The organism is Sorangium sp. So ce693 (assembly GCF_051521375.1).
GTDB lineage: Bacteria > Myxococcota_A > Polyangia > Polyangiales > Polyangiaceae > Sorangium > Sorangium atrum.
The window spans coordinates 5,691,539-5,708,691 of the sequence record NZ_CP150347.1 but is presented as its reverse complement, the minus strand read 5'-3'; the positions used below and the strand labels follow the sequence as shown (position 1 = coordinate 5,708,691).

Here is a 17,153-nt window from a genome sequence, read left to right as displayed (position 1 = left end):
GCTCACTCCTCGAGATCAGGCGTCGCCGGCACGGAGGGGGCATTCGTCTGGGGGGCGTCGAAGCTGGTCGGCACGGGTGGATCTGGCTCTCGTTCCTGTTTGATGTGGATCAGGGATCCATGTGCGCAGCATTCTTCGGCGACGAAGCGCCCGTTGCGCAGGACATAACGGGTCGGCCCCTCGGCGCGCCGATCGCGGGCCTCGTGCGAAGGGTCGCCTGGCAGCGCCAGGTAGGGCGGCTCGGCCCCGTCGCCCGGGACGAAGCGCGGACAGATCGGCAAGAGCGACTGGCGTTCCGCGAGCGCCACGGCGCTGCGCACGTCCAGGGCCGCGGCGAGGAGCTCGAGCGTGCGTGAAGTCGGCGGAGCGAGAAGGATCTCCCCACGCGCGGCGCGCTCCAGGACCTCGGACGGCGCCGCCCAGAAGCTCATCGTCGTCTCGTGTCCGTCGTGTCGCCCGATCTGGCCCGGCGGTAGCGGCAGCAGGAAGAAGCGCGCGTCGAAGCGCCGCGCCTCCGCGACGGGGGTGATCCACCGCGCCCACGGGACGAGCGCCGCGAGGGCGAGCTTCAGGCCACGCCGCGCGAGGACCGCATCGAGCGGCGCCCCGGCGGCGAGCTCCCGCCCGACCTCGTCGACGTCGTCGCCAGACAGCGGCAGATCGGTCGGCAGGATGCTCCCTTCCTCCAGCGTCTCGCGGCACGCGGCCACGCACAGCGCTCGCGCAGGCGTCTCGCCCGTCGCGAACGCAGCGGCGCGCGCTGGCGGCTCGGTCGCCCGATCCCTCCAGACTTCCGCGCCGTCCTGCGCGTCCACCTTCCCACCGGGGAACACCACGGCGCCTCCCATGAAGCTCGAGCTCGCGTGGCGGCGAACGCAGAACACCTCGATCCCCGCGTGACCGTCACGGAGGACGATCACCGTCGAGGCATCGCGGGGACGGACAGGGGTTCGGTTCTGATCGAAATCCAGCAATATGGGATAAATTTGTTCCACGTGAGCTGCCTTTCGTCAAACCGTCCGCTGCGTCTCACTTCCGGCGTGCTCTGTGGTGAGCATGCGGATTCGAGGCCAAGTCCGCCGCCTTTTCCGGTGGCTCGGGGACTTCCCGCAGATGCTTTCCACGCTGTCCCGACAACCGATGCCGACCGATGCCGCAGCGTCCGGTCGGTCGCGGGCGAGATGGCGCGTGACGACGCGCGTGACGACGCGCGTGACGACGCGCGTGACGACGCGCGTGACGACGACTGATGGCGAATCGAGAGGCGTCGGCTGCAGTGACAACGGGCGATCTCTGCCTGCGACGGAGGCGTCGTTGACGGGCTCGGCTCCCACGCTTAGAATCCCGCGCCTCGCAATTTCGGGGGGGTGTCTGGCCTCTCCGGACATGTCGCGGAGCCGTAAGCCCCGTCCCGGCAGCCGGGGTCAGCGCCCCGCGGCTTGCATGCGCCAGGGAGCTCAGGACGGCAGCGCCGAACGGCGCATTCGACGCGAGAGGACCTATGAACAAGGCCCAGCTGAAAAAGTTCAAGACCCTGCTTGAGACGAAGCGCGACGAGATCGTCAAGAAGGCCAAGCAAACGCTGACCGAGGACATGATGCTCGACGCGAACGATCTCCCTGACGAGATGGACCTCGCGTCGAGCGAGTACCTGCAGTCGTTCACCTTCCGGCTCCGTGGCCGCGAGAAGTCGTTCCTCGACAAGATCCAGAAGGCCCTCGTGAAGATCGAGGACGGCTCGTTCGGCAAGTGCGAGGAGTGCGAGGAGGAGATCTCGGCGAAGCGCCTCGAGGCGCGCCCCGAGACGACCCTGTGCATCCGCTGCAAAGAGGATCAGGAGAGGGTCGAGAAGGACTACGGCTGACGCTGCGCCGCGCGCGGAGGCCGCCCGTCGGTGGCCTCCACGCGCGATGGTGCCTCCGCGCCGTCGGGCGTGCGCTCCCGCTCCCGGTCCGCGTCGTGCGGGCCGGACGGGGCCACGCCCGTTCTGCTATTTGCGGGCGGCCGCGCGGGCGCGCGGCGGCTGCGGGGTGCGACGCTTCGCCGCCGTGAGCGTTTCACGCAGGTACGCGCCGGTGAACGACGCCTCCTCCTGCGCGATGTCCTCCGGGGTGCCGGCGGCGACGATCGTCCCGCCGCGCTCGCCGCCCTCGGGCCCGAGGTCGATCACCCAGTCGCTGCAGGCGATCACGTCGAGGTTGTGCTCGATCACGAGGACCGTGTTCCCCGCGTCGCGCAGGCTCATCAGGCTCGCCGTGAGCACCTCGATGTCGGAGAAGTGCAGGCCCGTCGTCGGCTCGTCGAGCACGTAGAGCGTGCGGCCGGTGGCCTTGCGCGCGAGCTCACGCGCGAGCTTCACGCGCTGCGCCTCGCCGCCCGAGAGCGTCGTCGCAGGCTGCCCGAGCGTGATGTAGCCGAGGCCGACCCGCGCGAGCGCGGCGAGCCGCTCCCGGACGCGGGGGAGCGCCTCGAACTGGTCGATCGCCTGCTCGACCGTCAGGTCGAGGGCGTCGGCGATCGACATCCCGCGGTAGAGCACCTCGAGCGTCTCGCGGTTGTACCGGCGGCCGCCGCACGTCTCGCACGTCACGAAGATGTCGGGCAGGAAGTGCATCTCGATCCGGAGCACGCCGTCGCCCTGGCAGGCCTCACAGCGGCCGCCCTTCACGTTGAACGAGAAGCGGCCCGCCTTGTACCCGCGCGTCCTCGCCTCCGGCAGGCCCGCGTAGAGCTCGCGGAGGAGCCCGAAGACCCCCGTGTACGTCGCAGGGTTGGACCGCGGCGTGCGGCCGATCGGGGCCTGATCGATCGAGATGACCTTGTCGATGTGCGAGAGGCCCTCGATGCCGTCGCAGGCGCCGATCGGGGCGGAGCTCCTGTACAGCTCGTTCTTCGCGGCCGGCAGCAGCGTGTCGACGATGAGGCTCGACTTGCCCGAGCCGGAGACGCCGGTGACCGTGCAGAAGAGGCCGACGGGGATCTCGGCCGTGACGTTGAGGAGGTTGTGGGCCCGCGCGCCGCTCACGCGGATGAAGCGCCCGTCGGGGCGCCGGCGCTTCGTGGGGATCGCCAGCTGCTTCTTGCCGCTGAGGTAGGGGCCCGTGATCGACGCCGGATCGGCGCTCAGCTCCTCCGGCGTGCCCTGCGCCACCACGTTGCCGCCGTGCACGCCCGCGCCCGGGCCCATGTCCACGATGTGGTCGGCCGCGAGGATGGCGTCGCGGTCGTGCTCGACGACGACCACGGTGTTGCCGAGGTCCACGAGCCGCCTGAGCGCCTCGAGCAGGCGCGTGTTGTCGCGCGCGTGCAGGCCCACCGAGGGCTCGTCGAGCACGTAGAGCACGCCGACGAGCGCGGCCCCGATCTGCGTCGCGAGGCGGATGCGCTGGCCCTCGCCGCCGGAGAGGGTCTGCGCGGAGCGGTCGAGCGTGAGGTAGTCGAGCCCGACGTCGATGAGGAACCCGAGGCGGGCGATCACCGCCCGGAGCAGCGGCTCGGCGATCGCGCGCTCGCGCGGCGCGAGCGCCCCGTCGACGTGGGCCTCGCCCGCGGCCTTCCCATCGGCCGGGGCCCGCGGCGCCCCTTCCTTGGGCGGCATGAGGCCCTCGAGGAAGACGCGCAGCGTGCGCAGCGGCAGGGTGCCGACGTCCGCGATGTTGCGATCCCCGAGGCGCACGGCGAGCGCCTCCGGGCGCAGGCGCCTGCCGTCGCAGGCGTCGCACACGCGCGTGATGACGAAGCGGCCGATCTCGTCCGAGAGCGCGGCGCTGTCCTCGTCGGGATCGGCCTCCTCCTCATCGGCGAGGGCGGGCTCGCCGCTGCTCAGCAGGCGCTCGAGCCGCGGGATGATCCCCTCGTAGGCGGCCCTCTTCTTCCCCCGACCGCCGGCGGCCGGGGCGTCGCTCCCCTCGAGGATCGCCTGCCGCACCGCCGCCGGCAGCTTCGCCCAAGGGACGTCCGGATCGCAGCCGAGCGCGCTGACGGCCCGCTCCGTCTCCGTGGCGAGCGAGAGCGAGCCGCGCCGCCCCCAGGCCACCACCGCGCCCTCGCGGAGCGTGCGCCGAGGATCGGGGACCACGCGGTCCGGATCGATGCGGGTCCTCGCGCCGATGCCGTCGCAGGCGGGGCACGCGCCGTGCGGGCCGTTGAAGGAGAACATCCGCGGCTCGATGGGCGGCAGCGAGATCCCGCAGTCGATGCACGCGAAGCGCTCGCTCATCCAGAGCGGCTCGATCTTCATGCCGTCGCTGGAGATGTCGACGAGCAGCCTGCCCTCGCCCAGCTTGAGCGCGAGCTCGACGGAGTCGGTGAGCCGGCCCTTGATGCCGTCCTTGACCACGATCCGGTCCACGACCACATCGAGGTCGTGCGCGCGCGTCCGGTCGAGGACGATCTCGTCGCCGAGATCGACGATCTCGCCGTCGATGCGCGCTCGCACGAAGCCCTCCCGGCGCAGCCGCTCGATGTCGAGCTTCAGCTCTCCGCGGCGGCCGCGCGCGATGGGCGCCATGATCGTGACCCGCGTCTTGTCGCCGAAATCGAGGATGCGGTCGACGATCTGCTGGACGGTCTGGGCCTCGATCCGCTTGCCGCACGCGGGACAGTGCGGCGTGCCGACCCGCGCGAAGAGCAGGCGGAGGTAGTCCGAGATCTCGGTCACCGTACCGACGGTCGATCGCGGGCTCTTCGCCAGCGCGCGCTGCTCGATCGCGATGGCGGGCGAGAGGCCCTCGATCGACTCGACGTCCGGCTTGGACAGCTGCTCGAGGAACTGCCGCGCGTAGGCGGAGAGCGACTCGACGTAGCGGCGCTGCCCTTCCGCGTAGATGGTGTCGAACGCCAGGGACGACTTGCCCGAGCCGCTCGGGCCGGTGATCACCACCAGGCGGTCGCGCGGAAGCGACACGCTGACGTTCTTGAGGTTGTGCTGCCGGGCGCCTCGAACGACCAGTCGATCCATAGGGGGAACCGGAGAGCTATCACACACGGAAGCGGGCGTGGCGCCGCTCCTGCTCGCCGCTCGCTGCTCTGTCGGCTCTGTTGCCCCGCCCCGTCGTCGCGCGCCGCGACGCGCCGCGCACGGCGCGGGCGCGGTCTTCCGGTTGTCTTGCAATTCTTCTCACGTCGCTGCGCTGCGAGCTGGACTATGAGAGGGCGCGCAGGTGGAAGCGCGTGCAAGGAGTGTCCTGATGGCGGTCGGCGCCGGCGCTGCGCTCGGCGTGGTCGCGCTCCTCGCGCGGTACGCGCCTGAGCTCGACGCGCTGCTGCTCGCGCCGCCCTCTCCGTCCGGGCGCTTCGAGCCCGGTCCCGCTGCGGCGCGTTCTGCCGGGCCCGCGGCGCCCGCGTCGCTCACGCCAGCACCCGCAACGGCCGTCGGTCAGGGGGAGCCAGCAGCGCCCGCGCCGGGCTCGCCTCCCGGTGCGGCCCCGGCCTCACGAAGCGCGAGCCCGCGGGCCGCCGCGGCGGCCCCGCTGGTCGATCCCTTCGCGGCGGATCCGGTGGCGCGCGCTGCGTGTCCCGCCGACATGACCTTCGTGGAGGGCGATTTCTGTCCATCCCTCCCGTATGTCTGCACCCGCAGCGGCGACGGAGCCGGCCATGGCTGCCCAGAGTACGGGCGCGGCGCCCGCTGCGGGGCTCCGGTGGATCACCGGCGCTTCTGCATCGACCGCCACGAGTGGCCGAACCGGGTGGGCGAGCTCCCGCGCGTCTACGTCGACTGGTACGAGGCGAAGTCGCTCTGCGCCTCGATCGGCAGGCGGCTGTGCCGGCGCTCCGAGTGGATGCTCGCTTGCGAAGGCCCGAAGCGCCTGCCGTATCCTTGGGGCTTCGTGCGCACGCCCAGCCCTTGCAACATCGACCGCGCCGCGATCGAGTTCGACATCGACGCCATGGTGGACGAGGCGACCCGCGAGGGCGAGATCGCCCGGCTGTGGCAGGCCGATCCCATCGGATCGCACCCGAACTGCATCAGCGCCTACGGGGCGTACGACCTCTCCGGCAACGTCGACGAGTGGACCGACAACCTCGCCGACGATCCGGGCACGTCGCGCCCGGCCACGCTCAACGGCGGCTACTGGGGTCCTGTTCGGAACACCTGCCGCCTCACGACCGGAGGGCACGGGCCGAGGTTCAAGTTCTACCAGGTCGGCTTCCGCTGCTGCGCGGACACGGTCGACGGCGTCGTCACGCCGCCGCCGCGGCCGTTCATCGAGCGCGACCGCGAGAAGGACGGCGTGTACGACTGACATGCGCGAGCGCATCGCCTTCATCGCCGCCCTCGTCGTCGCCGCCCTGGTGAGCGCGCTCCTCTTTGCCCCCCGCTTCCAGAGGCCGCCTGGGCAGCTCGACGCGGCGAGCGCGGCCCCGGTCGCGAGCGTCGCCCCGCCGGAGCCGGCCCCGCCGGCGCCCGCGCTGGCGCCTCCGGCGCCGCCGCCGCTGCCTGCGTACGTGCGCGTCGACCCGGAGAGCCGCTCGGCGTGCCTCGGCGGGATGGTGCTCGTCGACGGCATCTACTGCCCGTACGTCGGGCACCACTGCGCCGCGTACATCGACGAGGAGAAGGACATCTGCGCGCGGTTCGAGCCGGAGGTCCTCTGCGAGGGGCGCCTCCAGCACCGGCGCTTCTGCATCGACGTCTTCGAGTACCCGAACATCGAGGGCGTCCGCCCGGTGGTGATGGTCAACTGGCTGGAGGCGAAGCGCGCCTGCGAGATCGAGGGCAAGCGGCTCTGCTCCGGCGAGGAGTGGGAGTTCGCGTGCGAGGGGCCGCAGATGTGGCCCTATCCTTACGGGATCGCTCGCGATCCCGACGCCTGCAACATCGACAGGAAGATCTCGATGCCGGTCCTCGAGACGTTCGCTGATCCATGGAAGATCTCGGCGGAGGTCGAGCGGCTCGATCGCCGGGTTGCGTCCGGGGAGATGAGCCGGTGCGTCAGCCCCTTCGGCGTGCGCGACATGACCGGCAACGTGGACGAGTGGGTGAACAACGAGCTCGGCATGCTGGACGAGAAGCCGTTTCGATCGACGCTGAAAGGGGGGTACTGGGGGCCGATCCGCTCGCGATGCCGCCCGGTCACGTCGACGCACAACCGGTGGTTCCGCTTCTATCAGGTCGGGTTCCGGTGCTGCTCCGACGCGCTCGACGGCGGCAAGGCCGTGACCCCGGCAGCCAAAACGGCGCGCATCCCGCGCCGCAGCCCGATGGTCGATCCGGGCGGGCGGCAGGGGCCGTGAGGGGCCGCGGCTCGATCGGGCCTGTGGCGCGGCCTCGGGCGTGGCCTCGGGCGTGGCCTCGGGCGTGGCCTCGGGCGTGGCCTCGGGCGTGGCCTCGGGCGTGGCCTCGGGCGTGGACTGACCGCGCACGCCGGCGCAATGTCCGTGCGCGATGTCCGGCGAGGGCCCTCGTCGCGCTGCGCCCCGTCGGCGGACGGGCTTCCTTCACGGCCGAGCCACCCCTGACCGCCGTGGCCCCATCGGAGAACCCGGTCCGGCCGAACCGCTCCCCTTCCAACTGCGCGCCGCTTGGACTACGTTGTCCGCCGGTGCGAAAGTGGGCGGACCCGATCGGGGGTTCGCCCTTGTACCAGGGCCTATAGCTCAATCGGTCAGAGCCCCCGGCTCATAACCGGGCTGTTCCTGGTTCGAGTCCAGGTGGGCCCACGAAAGCCACGAAACAGAAGGAGACAAGGAAGCACGTGAGCATCCGCGAGCAGATCGCATTCCTCGAAGAGCTGTCGGCCATCGACAGCGAGATCCGCCGCATCGATGAGCAGCTCGACAAGCAGCGCGGCAGCCTGGAAGGGATGCGGTCCGATCTGAAGCGGCTAGAGGAGCGGCTGAAGGGCGATCGGGAGACCCTGGCGGCGATGGAGAAGACGCGCTCCGAGCTCGCCGTCGAGCTCCGCCAGATGTCGAGCCAGATCGAGCGCTCGCGGGAGAAGCTGCAGCGCTCCCGGAACGAGCGCGAGTCCAACGCGGCGCAGCGCGAGATCGAGGAGCTGCGCAAGCTGCACCGCGATCGCGAGGAAGAGATCGAGCGGCTGAGCTCGGCCTCGGAGGGTGCGCGCTCGGCGATCGATGTGGCGGAGGCGAAGCGCGTCGACCTGGCGGGGGCGATCGACGGCAGCGCGCCGGGGACGCAGGCGTCGCTGGCGGCCCTCGAGGCCGAGCGCGGCCAGCGCGCCGAGGCGCGCCAGCAGGTGGTCGGTAAGCTGCCGGTCGTCCTGTACCGCCGCTACGAGTCGATCCGGACGCGCAGGCCCGTCGCGATCGCCCGCACCTACGACGGCACATGCCTCGGCTGCCACCTGTCCGTGCCGCCGATGATGTTCCAGAAGATGCGCCGCCAGGAGGAGTTCGAGCGGTGCCCGAACTGCAACCGGATCCTCTACTACATGCCGCCGGAGCCCGCGACGGGCAGCACGCCGGCCGCGGACCCTTCCCGCGCCTGATCCAGGGTGCGCGGCTTGAAGACGTGTTCCGCCTGCTTCAGGCTCTTCTCGCACGACAGCGGCTTCTGTCCGGTCGACGGGCAGCGCCTCATCCCGGTCGCTGAGGTATCGCCGCCGGTCCACCCGGAGGACAGGCGCGTCGGCGCGACCCTCTGCGGTGGGCGCTACCAGGTCTGGCGGATCGTCGCCGACGGCGGCATGGGGCGCGTCTATCAGGCGCTCGATCTGCGGACCGGCCGCAGCGTCGCCCTGAAGATCCTCCACCCCGAGGTCGCGCTCGACGAGGTGAGCGTCGAGCGCTTTCACCGCGAGTTCGAGGTCAGCGCGTCGCTGCCCCACGAGCAGATCGTCGACGTGCTCGCCTTCGAGAAGACCGAGGACCACAGCTTCGCGCTCGTCATGGAGTACCTCGAGGGCGAGGAGCTGCGGACGGTCCTCAAGCGCGACAAGGTGCTGCCCCCCGAGCGCCTGGTGCGGATGCTGTCGCAGATCGCGCTCGGCCTCGAGGAGGCCCACAAGCGCAAGGTCGTGCACCGCGATCTCAAGCCGGACAACATCTTCCTGGTCGGCACGCACGACGGCGACATGGTGAAGATCCTCGACTTCGGCAGCGTGCGCGACAACAGCGAGGGCGCGAAGAAGCTGACCGTCGTCGGCACGACGATCGGATCTCCCTTCTACATGTCCCCCGAGCAGGCGCAGGGGCTGCTCGCGCTCGACCATCGCGCCGACGTCTGGTCGGTCGCGGCGATCGTGTTCGAGTGCGTCACGGGGAAGGTCCCGTTCCACGCGCCGACCGGTCCGATGATCCTCGTGGCCATCATGGGCAGCAACCCGCTGCCTCCGAGCGTGGCGGGCAAGGCTTACGGGGCGCCGGCCTCGCTCGATCCGGTGATGGAGGAGGCCTTCATGAAGAGCCCGGAGGCGCGCCTCCCCTCCGTCGGCCTGCTCGCCGATCGCGTGGGCCAGGCGTACGGCCTCGCGGGGTCGCACCGCGACTGGGCGTACCTGCCGCAGAAGGAGCTCGCGGCCCGGATCCGCGCCGCGCCGCCGTCGGTCCTGGCCCGCCAACCGCATGCCCCGGCGAGCGTCGGCGCGGTCCCCGCCGGTGCGAGCGGCGGGTCGATCGCCGCCGCGGCCATCGCGCGCTCGCCGGACGCTGCCGAGGCGTTTGCCGAGGACATCGTGATGGGCGTGCCACAGCGCTTGCCGCGCTGGGTCATCCCTGCAGCGGCTGGCGCGGCGGTGCTGCTCTGTGCGCTCGTCGCGCTGCTGATTTCGCGCTGACGGCGGCGCCGGGCCGCGCGCTCGTGCGACGTTGCGCCTTACGCGCCGCGGCGGCGGCTGGGGCGTAAAGCGCGCGCGCTCCGGTTCAGTGCGCCATCGTCCTGGGCGCCGGGGCCCCGCGTTCGCGCTGGCGCCGCCGCTGTGTTATTTGTGTTGACCATGAGCACTCATCCTTCAACTCGGACCCGCAAGCCCCTCTCCGCCGCGATGTGCCTGATCGCGCTCTCCGGGCTCCCCGTCCTCGGCTGTAGCCAGAGCGAAGCGGCGACCTCTCGCGGCGCCCCCGAGGCTGCACCTGCGGCCCCACCCCAGGGCGGAAAATCGAAGGTCGAGGATGCGGTCTACATCCTCGAAATGAAGCCGACGGGGACGTACAAGGCCGGCCAGGAGGGGCTCGTGGAGGTGTCGCTCCTGTCGAAGGGCGACTACCACATCAACGACAAATACCCCATCAAGTTCAAGGTCACCGAGGCGGCTGCCGAGGGCGTTTCGTACCCGAAGCCCTTGCTCAAGCGCGAAGACGGCATGTTCGAGGAGAGAAAGGGCCTCCTCAAGGTCCCGTTCGTGGCGGCCAAGAAGGGCAAGACCAAGGTGGCGGGCGTGCTCTCCTTCAGCATCTGCAGCGCCGCGAATTGTTTGATGCAGAAGCAGGAGCTCGAGGCGGCCGTCGACGTGCAGTAGGCAGAACGGTAAACTCAGCCTCACGTGAACAACGACACCTCCGGTTGCCGGGGGGGCCAGCCCAGCGAGGTCGGCCCCAGCCAGACGGTCCAAGGCAGTGCGGCTGAGCGGGCTCGAAAGGCCCTCTCCGAGCTCGATGCCATCGCCTCCTCGATGGCGCGGCGCTTCAACGAAGAGCAGCGGGTCCTCTCGTTCCAGCAGTACCTGGAGCTCTTCGCTTCCAATCCGGTCCGCTTCGGACGCGACGCGGCTCGCTACGTCCGCGACATGTTCGACCATTTCGGCACGCGGACGATCAAGAAGCCCTGGGGGGAGCTGACCCGGTTCCAGCTCTTCGATCTGCCGTGGGAGCTCCCCGCGACCGAGCCCGCGCAGCAGGGCGCGCCGGCCGTGGCCTCCTACCACGGGCGGGACTTCGCGCTGATCGGCCACGAAGAGCTCCAGGCCGAGGTCTACCGGGTGCTCTGCAACTTCGTGCGCGAGGGCAGGGCCAACAGGCTCGTCCTGATGCACGGGCCGAACGGCTCGGCGAAGAGCACGCTCGCCGCCTGCATCCTGCGCGCCCTGGAGCACTACTCGACCCTCGATGAGGGGGCCGTGTACCGCTTCCACTGGGTGTTCCCGAGCCGCAAGACGATGCGCGGCTCGATCGGCTTCGGCGGCGACGTGAAGGCGAGCGCCGCGGACGGCACGAGCTACGCCCACCTCGAGGACGATCAGATCGACGCCCGGCTCGTGATCGAGCTCAGGGATCACCCGCTGTTCCTGCTCCCGGTCCGAGAGCGTCGGGCGCTCATCCTGAAGCTCTACGAGGACGCCGGCGCGACGGAGCCGCCGCCCGAGTGGCTGATGAGCGGCAAGCTGTCCCACAAGAACCAGCAGGTCTTCGAGGCGCTCCTCGTGGCGAGCGGCGGCTCGCTCGTCGAGACATTGCGGCACGTCCAGGTCGAGCGGTACTTCATCTCCCGCCGTTACCGCGTCGGCGCCGTCACGATCGGCCCGGAGCTCTCGGTCGACGCCGGCGAGCGGCAGATCACGGCAGATCGCTCGCTCGCCTCGCTCCCGACCTCGCTCCAGGCGACGACGCTCTTCGAGGCGCACGGTGAGCTCATCGAGGCCGCCGGGGGCGTGCTCGAGTTCAGCGATCTCCTCAAGCGACCGCTCGACGCCTTCCGGTACCTCCAGCTCACGCTGGAGACGGGAGAGGTCAGCCTGCCGCAGCAGACGGTGCAGACGAACGTCGTGATGATCGGCAGCGCCAACGACGTGCACCTCAACGCGTTCCGGGAGCACCCGGAGTTCCCGAGCTTCCGCGGGCGCTTCGAGCTCCTGCGCGCGCCCTACCTCCGGAGCTACCCCGACGAGCAGGCGATCTACGACACGCAGATCGTCCCGTTCGTGACCCGCCACGTCGCCCCGCACGCGACGCGCGTCGCCGCGCAGTTCGCCGTGCTCACCCGGATGCGGCAGCCGGAGGCGAAGCGGTACCCCGACGCGCTCGCGCCGCTCGTCTCGAGCCTCACCGCCGTCGAGAAGATGGAGCTGTTCGCGACGGGCACGGCGCCGGAGCGGTTCGACGCCGAGGCGCAGAAGGTCCTGCGCGCGGGCATCGAGGCGATCTACCACGAGAGCGACGCGTCCGTGGACTTCGAGGGGCGCCTCGGCGTCTCGCCGCGGGAGGTTCGGACGCTCCTGCTCGACGCGGCGCAGAGCGAGGACCACGCGTGCCTCTCCCCGTTCGCCGTGCTCTCGGAGCTCGACGCGCTCTGCAAGCGGCAGGCGGAGTACGACTGGCTCAAGGAGAAGCAGCTCGCGGGCGGCTACCACGATCACCGGCTCTTCCGCGAGGTCGTGCGCACGCGCCTGCTCGACACGACCGAGGAGGAGATGCGGACGGCCAGCGGCCTCGTCGACGAGACGCGCTACGCCGAGCTGTTCGATCGGTACGTCTCCCACGTCGGCGTCTGGGTGAAGGGGGAGAAGATCAGGAACGCGCACACCGGCGACTTCGAGAACCCGGACGAGCGCATGATGCGCGAGGTGGAGGCGCTCCTCGGGGTCCGCACGAAGCACGACGATCACCGGCGCGGCCTGATCTCGGCCATCGCGGCGTGGGCCATCGATCACCCTGGCCAGAAGATCGTCAACGCGGTCGTGTTCCCGCAGCAGATCCGCAAGCTGCGGGAGGCGGTCTTCACGGAGCGGCGCAAGGGCGTGGCGCTCCTGGTTCGCGACCTCGTCGCGCTCCTCCGCGACGCGCAGAGCGACGGCAAGTCCGAGAAGGGCTGGGGCGAGCTGCGCGAGGAGGAGCGCAGGAACGCGACGCGCGCGCTCGAGCGGCTGCGCGGGATGGGCTACTGCGACCGCTGCGCGCTCGACGCCGCGAGCGCGCTGCTCCGCGCGCGCTTCGCGGAGCTCGTCACCTGAAGCGAAGCATGATCATCGACTCCCACTGCCACGTCGACCCGCGTCATTTCCGCGAGGGAGCGGACGCCGTCCTGGACCGCGCGCGGGCCGCCGGCGTGGACGCGTTCGTGGTCGTCGGCGTCGACGCGGATCTCTCCGCGGCGCGCTTCGCCGCGGATCTCGCCGCGCGGCGCGCCGACGTGCACGCCGCGGTCGGCGTCCATCCGCACGACGCCTCCGCCGTGGACGACCGGATGCTCGCGGAGCTCGAGGTCCTCGCGCGCCGGCCCGAGGTCGTGGCCGTCGGCGAGATCGGCCTCGACTACCACTACATGCACTCGTCGAAGGACACACAGCAGCGCGTCTTCGCCGACCTCGTCGCCCTCGCTCGGAGGGTGGAGAAGCCCATCGTCATCCACACGCGCGAGGCGCCGGAAGACACGCTCGCGATCCTGGAGCGCGCCCAGGCGAGCGACGTGGGCGGCATCATTCACTGCTTCTCCGAGGATCGCGCGTTCGCCGAGCGGGCGCTCGCGCTCGATTTCGACCTCTCGTTCTCGGGCATCGTCACCTTCAAGACCGCGCGCGCGATCCAGGAGGTCGCCGCATGGGCTCCGGCGGATCGGATCCTGGTCGAGACGGACAGCCCTTACCTCGCGCCGGTGCCGTTCCGGGGAAAACGGTGCGAGCCAGGACACGTGCTGCACACGGCGCGCTTCGTCGCGGAGCTCCGGGGCGAGCCCTTCGAGGCGCTGGCCGCGCGCACGGCGGAGAACACCCGCAGGCGGCTGCGGCTCCCGCTGGACGGCGCGCTCACCGGCTGAGACGAGCGCGCGGTCCCGCCTGCGGGCTCGCCCCAGGCGCGCCTCGAGGCATAGTGACAGCACGATGGCGCAGAGGTCTCGCGACGGCCGCCGGATCGCCTCCGCGTGGGCGCTCTCCGTCGCAGCCCACGCAGGGCTGGTGGGCGCAGGCGCGCTGGCCGTCGCAGGCTCGTTCTCGGCACGGGAGGTCGCGCGCGCGCGGACGGTCGGGTCGCCAGCCGCTGTGAGCGCGCCGATCGAGATCGAGCTGCCCGTCGTCTCGGACGGCACGCTCGACCGCGCGGCGGCGACCGCGCCCGAGCCGGCCGTCCTCCTTTCGCGCGGCGGAGGGGAAGCCGCACCGCGGCCGGACACGGGGACGAGCGGACGCGGCGGCACCGACGCGGCGGAGCTGCCTGCGTTGAACCTCGCCGACAGGGACGACGCGATCTTCCTGTCTCCAGAGATCCGCTCGCGCCTCGACAGGAGCCAGATCCAGCGTATCCGCTCGTCGCCCCAGCGCGCGTCGCGCGAGGACTGGCGAGCCAGCCGGGAGCCCATGGAGCTCACGTTCCTCGCGGGGGGGCGGGTGGGCCGTCGGCCCGAGCGACGCACGTCGGCCGAGCGCGATCCGTCGCTCGGGGCGCGCGATGGCGGCGCGCCCCAGCGTCGAGGCGGCGTGCTCGGCGCTGCGGCCCAGCCTGCCGGCATCGAAGGCGCGAGCGACGTGCCCGCTGCGCGCGACGCGACGCTTCCCCTGGGGGCGAGCCCGCGCGCCGCCGGCGGCGCCGTCGAGGGAGGCGCGCGCGCCTCCGCGGGGCTGGGCGTTCGCGACGCGCGGCCCGGCGAGGATCACCGCGAGAGCGCGGCGGTTCCGCTGGCCCGGCCGATGGTCGCGGTGGGCACGCCATCCGTCCCCGCCGACGCCGTGGGGCACCCGAACGACACGGTGGACAGCGAGCAGGAGGTGGCGACGGCGATCCAGTCGCTCGTCCACGCCAGCTCGGCCGGAGGGGCGCGTGGGTTCGGGCCAGGCGGACAGGAAGGACCGGGCGCGACCGGCGCGGGTGGCGTGGCGGGCCGCGGTGCGCGTTCCAGCGCGCTCGGCTCTGGGCGCGGCCGGCTGCTCGACAACGATCCGCTCGATCGCAGGCGCAGCCACTACATGAGGCAGGTCATGGCCAAGCTGCACCCGCTGTGGGCCGACGCGTTTCCCAAGTGGGCCGCGGGCGAGGGGCTTCAGGGGACCGTGATCGTGACCTTCGTGATCCGCGCGGATGGGACCGTGGGAAGCGCGTCGGTGACGCGGCCGAGCGGCATCCCCGAGTTCGATGAGAACTGCCGGCGCGCGGTGCTGCGCGGTTCACCGTACCCTCCGGTGCCGCCCGAGCTCGGCGAGAGCTTCCGGTGGTCGATGCCGTTCGACGCGAAAAACCCGGCGGTCCTGCCGAAGCACCGAGAGCGCGAACGGTGATCCCGAGCAATCTTCTGGGATGACTGCGGTGACCGTGATGACCGTGAAGACGGAGATGACCGTGAAGACGGAGATGACCGCGATGACCGCGTGTCGCGACGCGCACGACCTCGCTTGACAGAGTGGAGACGTGGCGGTACTAGTCCGCCCTCACTTTTGCCGAAGTAGCTCAGCTGGCTAGAGCAGGCGTTTCATACGCGCCGGGTCGGGGGTTCGATTCCCTCCTTCGGCACCAGCAATGGTGACAGTCGGCCGCTGGCCTCCCTCGGAGGGCCAGCGGTGGCTGAGTGAACATCAAGGCCGCACGTGGACGAGGGTTCCTTCCTCGTCGTTGCTGTACACAGCGTGCCAGCCTTCGGGGAGCTCCGGCTCGGCCCACAGGAAGATGCGCCGCGCATCGATGGGCGTCAGCGCGATGTCGTGGAAGCCCTGCGCTTCGCCGACCCCTGCGCCCAAGTACATGCCGGTGATCGCCTGGCCCGGCGCGAGGTCCATCACCCACGGGGCGTCGGTGACGTCGAAGCTGTCGGCGACCTCGCGCGGATCGATGTTGCGCGTGACGTGCTTGCTCCGCACGCGGAAGGTGCCGCGCGCGGTGGACGCGCTCGATTCAGGGTCGCGCAGCTGGTCGCGTCCGGACGAGATCAGCGTGGCGTAGATGGGCTTCGGCCCCTCGTAGGCCGTCAGCGTCTGGTTCACCAGGCTGACGTCGAGCCAGCGCTGCGAGCCTTTGGCGAAGTCGGGGAGCTTGGTGCGACGCACGACGACGACGAGGTCCTGCGCGCGCAGCCAGAAGCCGTCGCGCGCCTCCTCGAAACGGACGCCGTCCACCGTCCTGAACCTGCCCGTGAGCGGCACGCCCGTGTGGCGCTCGAGCTCCTCGTCGTTCTCGCTCGCCTTGCCGCGGCCGAGCGACCACGTGTGAACGTCGTGGCGATGGACGAAGGCCACAGGCAGGCCGAGCTTCTCGACATCGAGGCCGTGCCACGGTGATCCGAGCGCGGCCTGGAGCCGGTCGGCCGGGATGAGCCGTCCGTCGGGCGTCACGCCGAACCTGCGCCCGTCGGCCGCTCCCGCCGTGAACGCGCGGGTGATCGCGACCCCGCTGCCTTTGCGCAGCGCAACCGTCTTCAGCGCGGCGCGCAGATCGACGTGGGCGCCGTCCTTTCCGCCGATGTCGATGCCGAGCGCGGCGACGGGCGGGAGCGGCGCGACCGCGTCGGCGATCGGGAAGAAGAAGTATCCGGCCTCGGTCCTGCGCCCGTCCTCGCCGATGCCGTCGCCGCGCGGCAGCAGCACCGGGGGCCCCGAGGAGACGCCGCGCGCGTCCAGCGGGACGTCGTTGGCTGACGCGCCGAGCTGCGCGTCGCTGCGCTGCACACGCTCGAGGTGGCGATCGAGATCCGGCTCGGCGTGCTGCACCTCCTCGCGGCTCGGCACCCCGAAATACACCGGGGTGCCCTGGGTTCGCGCGCGGCCGTAGCGGTAGGGGAGGGGCCGCGACGTGTCGGGTGGAGCCGGCAAGAGCGCGAGCACGTCGGTGTTCAGCGTCGCGCCGTCGCCTGCGCAGACGAACCCGCGGGGGCGGACCGCATACCAACCGCCGCTGCACCCCGCGCGTCCGTACGGCTCCGAGGACCTCACGACGGCGGCGCCAGGATAGAGCTCGCCGAGCTTGCGTGCGCCCGCCTGCGGACGCGCGAGCACGGGCGTCCCTGCGCGAAGCGCGACCAGCTTGGGGCCGTCCGCCGGCAGCGCGGCGACCTCGAGCGCACCGTCGTCGCTCGCCCCCTCCTTCGACAGCTCCACCGCCGCGCCTGCCGGCTTGCATCCGCACATGGTCAGCGCGACGAGCACGCTTGCGAGCCGCCCATCGACGCGTCGCGAGCGGGGACCGCCCTCGGTGCGCCGTGGCGCGCAGAGCAGCGGCGTCCGGCGGCGCGGAGACGAGGCCGAGCGGGAGAGATCCGTCGGCATGGAAGCGAGCGGCATCTGTCGATGCATGCCCGGCTGGCGCGCGCTGGGCCAAGTTCCGTGGCGTCGCCG

General features: G+C 71.4%; 12 protein-coding genes and 2 tRNA genes. 11 read left to right on the top strand and 3 right to left on the bottom strand.

The window, feature by feature from the left end; translation table 11 throughout:
* Positions 1-2 precede the first annotated feature (2 nt).
* Positions 3-995 (bottom strand): NUDIX hydrolase, encoded by a 993-nt coding sequence (locus WMF14_RS21375; RefSeq protein WP_437803359.1) that lies wholly within the window; start codon positions 993-995, stop codon positions 3-5.
* 506 nt (positions 996-1,501) lie between these two features.
* Here WMF14_RS21375 and WMF14_RS21370 point away from each other — a divergent pair.
* Positions 1,502-1,864, top strand: coding sequence for a TraR/DksA family transcriptional regulator (locus WMF14_RS21370; RefSeq protein ID WP_012236416.1), 363 nt, complete (start codon positions 1,502-1,504; stop codon positions 1,862-1,864).
* Between the two features lie 126 nt (positions 1,865-1,990).
* Here WMF14_RS21370 and uvrA read toward each other — a convergent pair whose 3' ends face one another.
* Entirely contained in the window at positions 1,991-4,960 is a 2,970-nt protein-coding gene (gene uvrA, locus WMF14_RS21365; protein WP_437803358.1) for an excinuclease ABC subunit UvrA, read from the bottom strand.
* Positions 4,961-5,189: 229 nt separating this feature from the next.
* Here uvrA and WMF14_RS21360 point away from each other — a divergent pair, with 229 nt between their 5' ends.
* From WMF14_RS21360 to WMF14_RS21315, 10 genes are all read left to right on the top strand, one after another.
* The gene (locus tag WMF14_RS21360) at positions 5,190-6,248 is read left to right on the top strand and encodes a formylglycine-generating enzyme family protein (RefSeq protein ID WP_272099540.1); all 1,059 of its coding nucleotides are present in this window, start codon (positions 5,190-5,192) and stop codon (positions 6,246-6,248) included.
* Position 6,249: 1 nt separating this feature from the next.
* Positions 6,250-7,239, top strand: coding sequence for a formylglycine-generating enzyme family protein (locus WMF14_RS21355; RefSeq protein WP_272099538.1), 990 nt, complete (start codon positions 6,250-6,252; stop codon positions 7,237-7,239).
* A gap of 352 nt (positions 7,240-7,591) precedes the next feature.
* Positions 7,592-7,665: transfer RNA gene (locus WMF14_RS21350), tRNA-Ile, on the top strand.
* A gap of 35 nt (positions 7,666-7,700) precedes the next feature.
* The gene (locus WMF14_RS21345) at positions 7,701-8,456 is read left to right on the top strand and encodes a zinc ribbon domain-containing protein (protein ID WP_272099536.1); all 756 of its coding nucleotides are present in this window, start codon (positions 7,701-7,703) and stop codon (positions 8,454-8,456) included.
* A gap of 15 nt (positions 8,457-8,471) precedes the next feature.
* Positions 8,472-9,743, top strand: coding sequence for a serine/threonine-protein kinase (locus WMF14_RS21340; RefSeq protein ID WP_272099534.1), 1,272 nt, complete (start codon positions 8,472-8,474; stop codon positions 9,741-9,743).
* Between the two features lie 159 nt (positions 9,744-9,902).
* Complete coding sequence (locus WMF14_RS21335) at positions 9,903-10,424, top strand: hypothetical protein (RefSeq protein WP_437803357.1); 522 nt, start codon at positions 9,903-9,905, stop codon at positions 10,422-10,424.
* A gap of 24 nt (positions 10,425-10,448) precedes the next feature.
* The gene (locus tag WMF14_RS21330; RefSeq protein WP_437803356.1) at positions 10,449-12,851 is read left to right on the top strand and encodes a PrkA family serine protein kinase; all 2,403 of its coding nucleotides are present in this window, start codon (positions 10,449-10,451) and stop codon (positions 12,849-12,851) included.
* 8 nt (positions 12,852-12,859) lie between these two features.
* Complete coding sequence (locus WMF14_RS21325; RefSeq protein ID WP_437803355.1) at positions 12,860-13,654, top strand: TatD family hydrolase; 795 nt, start codon at positions 12,860-12,862, stop codon at positions 13,652-13,654.
* A gap of 64 nt (positions 13,655-13,718) precedes the next feature.
* A complete protein-coding gene (locus WMF14_RS21320; protein WP_437803354.1) occupies positions 13,719-15,107 on the top strand; it encodes an energy transducer TonB family protein in 1,389 nt (462 codons plus the stop codon).
* A 158-nt stretch (positions 15,108-15,265) separates the two neighbouring features.
* Positions 15,266-15,342 (top strand) — tRNA-Met (locus WMF14_RS21315).
* A gap of 59 nt (positions 15,343-15,401) precedes the next feature.
* Here WMF14_RS21315 and WMF14_RS21310 read toward each other — a convergent pair.
* Positions 15,402-17,099: a L,D-transpeptidase gene (locus WMF14_RS21310; protein WP_437803353.1), complete on the bottom strand. Its 1,698-nt coding sequence runs from the start codon at positions 17,097-17,099 to the stop codon at positions 15,402-15,404.
* Positions 17,100-17,153 lie beyond the last annotated feature (54 nt).

Coding starts and splice junctions, on each gene's coding strand:
- WMF14_RS21370 (WP_012236416.1), top strand. CDS start 1,502: ATGAACAAGGCCCAGCTGAAAAAGTTCAAGACCCTGCTTGAGACGAAG.
- WMF14_RS21320 (WP_437803354.1), top strand. CDS start 13,719: ATGGCGCAGAGGTCTCGCGACGGCCGCCGGATCGCCTCCGCGTGGGCG.
- uvrA (WP_437803358.1), bottom strand. CDS start 4,960: ATGGATCGACTGGTCGTTCGAGGCGCCCGGCAGCACAACCTCAAGAAC.
- WMF14_RS21360 (WP_272099540.1), top strand. CDS start 5,190: ATGGCGGTCGGCGCCGGCGCTGCGCTCGGCGTGGTCGCGCTCCTCGCG.
- WMF14_RS21335 (WP_437803357.1), top strand. CDS start 9,903: ATGAGCACTCATCCTTCAACTCGGACCCGCAAGCCCCTCTCCGCCGCG.
- WMF14_RS21310 (WP_437803353.1), bottom strand. CDS start 17,099: ATGCCGCTCGCTTCCATGCCGACGGATCTCTCCCGCTCGGCCTCGTCT.
- WMF14_RS21325 (WP_437803355.1), top strand. CDS start 12,860: ATGATCATCGACTCCCACTGCCACGTCGACCCGCGTCATTTCCGCGAG.
- WMF14_RS21355 (WP_272099538.1), top strand. CDS start 6,250: ATGCGCGAGCGCATCGCCTTCATCGCCGCCCTCGTCGTCGCCGCCCTG.